General features: G+C 62.8%; 5 protein-coding genes. 3 read left to right on the top strand and 2 right to left on the bottom strand.

The features are described 5' to 3' along the window. Window positions 1–282 precede the first annotated feature (282 nt). Complete coding sequence (locus PF446_RS05210; RefSeq protein ID WP_298070187.1) at window positions 283–765, top strand: hypothetical protein; 483 nt, start codon at window positions 283–285, stop codon at window positions 763–765. 38 nt (window positions 766–803) lie between these two features. Here PF446_RS05210 and PF446_RS05205 read toward each other — a convergent pair whose 3' ends face one another. Next, complete coding sequence (locus tag PF446_RS05205) at window positions 804–1,256, bottom strand: SufE family protein (RefSeq protein ID WP_298070186.1); 453 nt, start codon at window positions 1,254–1,256, stop codon at window positions 804–806. 63 nt (window positions 1,257–1,319) lie between these two features. Then, window positions 1,320–2,702, bottom strand: coding sequence for a cysteine--tRNA ligase (gene cysS / locus PF446_RS05200; RefSeq protein WP_298070185.1), 1,383 nt, complete (start codon window positions 2,700–2,702; stop codon window positions 1,320–1,322). 165 nt (window positions 2,703–2,867) lie between these two features. Between cysS and PF446_RS05195 the strand changes: the two genes are divergently transcribed. Then, the gene (locus tag PF446_RS05195) at window positions 2,868–3,392 is read left to right on the top strand and encodes a glycine zipper 2TM domain-containing protein (protein WP_343224656.1); all 525 of its coding nucleotides are present in this window, start codon (window positions 2,868–2,870) and stop codon (window positions 3,390–3,392) included. A gap of 358 nt (window positions 3,393–3,750) precedes the next feature. Further along, window positions 3,751–4,763 (top strand): N-acetylornithine carbamoyltransferase (locus PF446_RS05190; RefSeq protein WP_298070184.1); only part of this gene is annotated, 1,013 nt, incomplete at its 3' end.

Genomic DNA, 4,763 nt, shown 5'->3' with positions numbered 1-4,763 from the left:
CCCCACGTACGCGCCTTCCGGCCCTGCGGGCCTCCAGGTCGCTCCGGGTTCCGGGGGTTCGCCGACGGGCCATCCATGGCCCGACGACGAACTGGCGCACGTCCGTGTGCGCCACCCTGCGGGCCTGATCCTCCACCCTCCGCCGCTTCCGAAGGGGAAAGAAAGCGCGCGCTGAGCGCTGCGCTTATCCGGGGCTACGTTCCTTCGCCTGGGTAACGAGCGGAACTCAGGTCGGCTTTTCGAGGTCATATCTGGAACCCTAGAGCCATGGGAGCAAGACCTTTGAACAAGTACCTCGCTGGATTCGTTGCGGCTTTGGTGAGCTCGCTTGCCGCGTTCGTCATCCATGTGTCCACCTTGGGCTGGACACATGCTTGGGTCGTCCAGCACATGCAGGGACATCCGGTAACGCCGTCTTGGGATGTCCGCTATGTCGCAGCCATGACTGCCCTTGAAACCGGAATCGGGCTGGTCATCCTGTATGCACTCGTGCGCAAGGCGCTCCCGGTCAAATCGTCACTTGCGCGTGGCCTGGTACTCGGCGTCATATTGCTGGCCGTCATGGGCCGCCTGTTTCGCCAGCCGTTCATGGATCTTCTCATCGGCAACCCATTCCCGGTCGTGGCAGTCCAGGACGGCATCCATTGGGTGATCTGGTTGGTTGCCTGCGTCATCGTCGCCGTGATTTACGATTGGCTTCAACCAACTTCCCGATTGGTTGATCGTCTAGGCGGAGGGTCCAGACAAGTCACCGGAGCGTCGTAGCCCGGATAAGGCCGCAGGCCGCATCCGGGAAACGGTGTTCAGGCCGCGGACTCCAGCACGCGTGCGGCGTGGCCCTTGAGGGTCTTGAGCATCGCCACCAGCCCGTTGGAGCGGGTCGGCGAGAGGTGCTTGGCCAGGCCGATGGACTGGATGTAGCTGGGCTCGGTATCCAGGATCTCGCGCGCCGTGCGGCCCGAGTACACGCGCAGGACCAGCGCGATCAGGCCGGACACGATGGCCGAGTCGCTGATGGCACGGAAGCGCATGCAGTCGGCATCGCCCTCGGGCACCAGCCAGACCTGCGACTGGCAGCCGTGGACCTTGAACTCCTCGCGCTTGAGCTCCTCGGGGAAGTCGGGGAGCTTGTGGCCCAGATCGATCAGGTACTGGTAGCGTTCGGTCCAGTCGCTGAAAAAGGCGAACTCGTCGATAATTTCCTGCTGGGCCTGATCCTGCTGGGTCTGCTCGTCGGTAGTCGCGTCTGTATTCATATGCGCATTATCGCGCACCCGCGCCCGCTACGGAAACGTCTCCGGACAGCCCGATACACGGGCTCAACGCTTGAGCATGCTCCAGCGCGTGCTTCCCGCAGCGTCCTCCAGCACCACGCCCATGCCGGCGAGCTGCTCGCGGATGGCGTCCGCGCGCTGGAAATCCTTTTCCGCACGGGCACGATTGCGGGCCTCGATCAGGGCGTCGACCACGGCGGGGTCCAGGTCCTGCGAACCTTGCTTGAACCATTCCTCGGGATGCTCCTGAAGCAGGCCCAGCGCGGCGCCGGCGCCGAGCAGGGCCGACTTGGCGGCGCGTTTGGCATCCACTGTCCCTGCCTTGCGAGCCTGGTCGGCAAGTGCCGACAACTCGGCCAACGCGATGGGTGTATTGAGGTCATCGCATAGCGCCTGCTCGACGATTTCCGGGACGGGCTCGACCACATCCTCGGTTTGCACCTCGGCCAGTTCCCGCAAGACACCGTACCAGCCGTCAAGCGTGCGCACGGACTGTTCCAGCGCGGTATCGGTCCAGTCCAGCGGCTGGCGGTAATGGCCCTTGAGCAGCAGCAGGCGCAGCGCTTCGGGTGGATAGTGTTCGAGCAGCGTATGCAGTTCCAGTACGTTGCCCAACGACTTGGACATCTTGCGCCCGCCGAAGGTCAGCATGCCGTTGTGCAGCCAGAAGCGTGCAAAGGTCTGGCCACCATGCGCACAGGTACTCTGCGCGATCTCGTTCTCATGGTGTGGGAAAGTCAGGTCGACACCGCCGGCGTGGATGTCGATGGTCGGACCCAGATGCGCGGCGCTCATGGCCGAGCATTCGATGTGCCAGCCGGGTCGCCCCCTTCCCCACGGGCTTGGCCATCCCGGCAGGTCATTGCCCGAGGGTTTCCACAGCACGAAGTCGGCCGGGTTGCGCTTGTATGGCTCCACCTCGACGCGTGCACCGGCAATCATTTCCTCGGTGGATCGGCCCGACAGCTCGCCATAGCGCTCATACGAGGCCACGTTGAAAAGCACATGGCCTTCGGCGGCATAGGCGTGACCGTGCTCGACAAGTGTCTCGATCATGGCGATGATTTCAGCCATGTGTTGAGTCGCGTGCGGTTCGACGTCCGGTGCGGCGACCCCGAGGCGGGCCATGTCCTGTCGATAGGCCGCAGCATAGCGGTCGGTGATGGTGGCGATGGGCACGTCGGCTTCGCGCGCTGCGGCGTTGATCTTGTCGTCGACGTCGGTGATGTTGCGCACGAACACCACTTTGGGGAAATGCCTGCGCAACAGTCGCACCAGCACGTCGAATACGACCGGCCCCCGGGCATTGCCGACATGCACGTAGTTGTAGACCGTAGGGCCGCACAGGTACATGGTGACCTGGTGCGCATCCATGGGCGCGAAGGCTTCGCTGCGTCGGGTCAGGGTGTTGTAGAGGGTGATCGGCATGGTGCAACAGCAAGGGGTGGCGGGTACCGCCGCATCTTATCAATACCGTGCCGTGTCCGGGACCTTCCGCACAGGCTCTAAGCCCCGGTTCAGCGTAGTTTTGCTGCAATACACGCAAACACAAGCGTGGTGCCCGAACCGACGCAGCCCCGATCGAGGTTATCCATGAACAAGATCGTCGTATTCATTCTGATGGGCCTTGTCTTCAGCCCGTTCGCCATGGCACAGCAGGGACCGCCGCCTGGCGATGGAAATTCCCACTACGGTTGGGCCGACGTGATGCGTGTCGATCCGATCTACCGAACTGTGCGCGTTGAACAGCCGCAGCAGCAGTGCTATGACCAGCCGATCGAGCGCGAGCAACGCAGTGGAAGCACCGCTGGAACCATCCTGGGTGCTGTGGTTGGCGGTGTGCTTGGCAATACAATCGGCGGGGGCGACGGGCGTCGCGCAGCCACCATAGTTGGAGCGGTCGCCGGGGGTGCCATAGGCAACCGCGCAAGCAGCAATACCCGGACCTATGAGGGTACGCAGACGCAGTGCCGCAATGTAAACACGGTGAGCGACCAGCGACGCATCGTCGGCTACAACGTCGAATACCGGTACCACGGTGACATCTACGTTTCCCGTCTGGACTACGATCCGGGCGACCGCCTGCGCATCCAGGTCAGCGTAACTCCCGTGGACTGATCTGATCGGTTGCGCGTGCTGGACAGGGCCCAAGAGGGATTGTCGCGGCGCCCTCCATTGTGCGGGCAGGCAAAGGCTTTGCTTGCATGAAGGCCCGCATTCGGGTATCAGTAACCTTTCGCAGTTTCGAGTGAAGCCGTAGATGTCGCATCCCGTCGCATCGCCCGTCATTCTTACCAGCGCCCGCATGGCAGCTGGCATGACCTCGCGTGCGCGCCGACCGGAGCCCTTCTTTCCGGCCGGGTAAGCTGTCGCATGCGCATTTTTCGACGACAAAAACCCGGCCCCGTGCCGGGTTTTTCGTTTTCCAATCACGATCACATCCAAACCCGTCTCTTTCATCATCCATGGACATGACATGAACCTGCGCCACTTCCTCAACACCCAGGACTGGACCCGCGAAGAGCTTGACGCGCTGTTGGCACAGGCTGTTGATTTCAAGCACTCGCCGACGGGCAGGGCGCTGGAGGGTCGCTCGATCGCGCTGTTGTTCTTCAATCCGTCCATGCGCACTCGCACCAGTTTCGAACTGGGCGCGCACCAACTGGGCGGCAAGGCCATCGTGCTGGCGCCGGGCAAGGACGCCTGGCCGATCGAGTTCGAGCTGGGGACGGTGATGGACGGGCAGGCCGAGGAGCATATTGCCGAGGTGGCGCGTGTGTTGAGCCGCTATGTGGACATGATCGGCGTGCGTGCCTTTCCCAAGTTCCATGACTGGCAGGTCGATCGTCAGGACCGCGTGCTGAAGGCCTTTGCCAGGTACGCCACGGTGCCGGTCATCAACATGGAGACCATCACCCATCCCTGCCAGGAACTGGCCCACATCATGGCGCTGCAGCAGCACTTCGGCAGCACCGACCTGAAGGGCAGGAAATACGTGCTGACCTGGACCTACCATCCCAAGCCGTTGAACACCGCAGTGGCCAACTCGGCCCTGACCATTGCCACGCGTTTCGGCATGGACGTGACCCTGCTGTGTCCGACGCCCGAATACGCGCTGGATGAGCGCTACATGGCGATCGGCAAGAACAATGCCGCCGAGGCCGGCGGCTCCTTTCGCATGAGCCACGGTATTGAGTCATCCTACGATGGCGCCCATGTGGTGTACGCCAAGAGCTGGGGCGCAATTCCTTACTTCGGCCGTTGGGATGTCGAGAAGCCGATCCGTGATGCGCACAAGCACTTCATGGTTGACGAGGCCAAGATGGCGCGCACCGACGACGCCGTGTTCAGCCACTGCCTGCCGCTGCGCCGCAACGTCAAGGCCACCGATGCGGTGATGGATTCGCCCGCCTGCATCGCCATTGACGAGGCCGAGAATCGCCTGCATGTGCAGAAGGCGATCATGGCCGCGCTTGCCGGTTCGGCCTG

The sequence above is a fragment of the Oleiagrimonas sp. genome, assembly GCF_027858935.1.
Taxonomy (GTDB): domain Bacteria; phylum Pseudomonadota; class Gammaproteobacteria; order Xanthomonadales; family Rhodanobacteraceae; genus Oleiagrimonas.
Note: the sequence above shows the minus strand (reverse complement) of the source record. Positions and strands in the feature narration are given on the sequence as shown.

Coding starts and splice junctions, on each gene's coding strand:
- PF446_RS05205 (WP_298070186.1), bottom strand. CDS start 1,256: ATGAATACAGACGCGACTACCGACGAGCAGACCCAGCAGGATCAGGCC.
- cysS (WP_298070185.1), bottom strand. CDS start 2,702: ATGCCGATCACCCTCTACAACACCCTGACCCGACGCAGCGAAGCCTTC.
- PF446_RS05195 (WP_343224656.1), top strand. CDS start 2,868: ATGAACAAGATCGTCGTATTCATTCTGATGGGCCTTGTCTTCAGCCCG.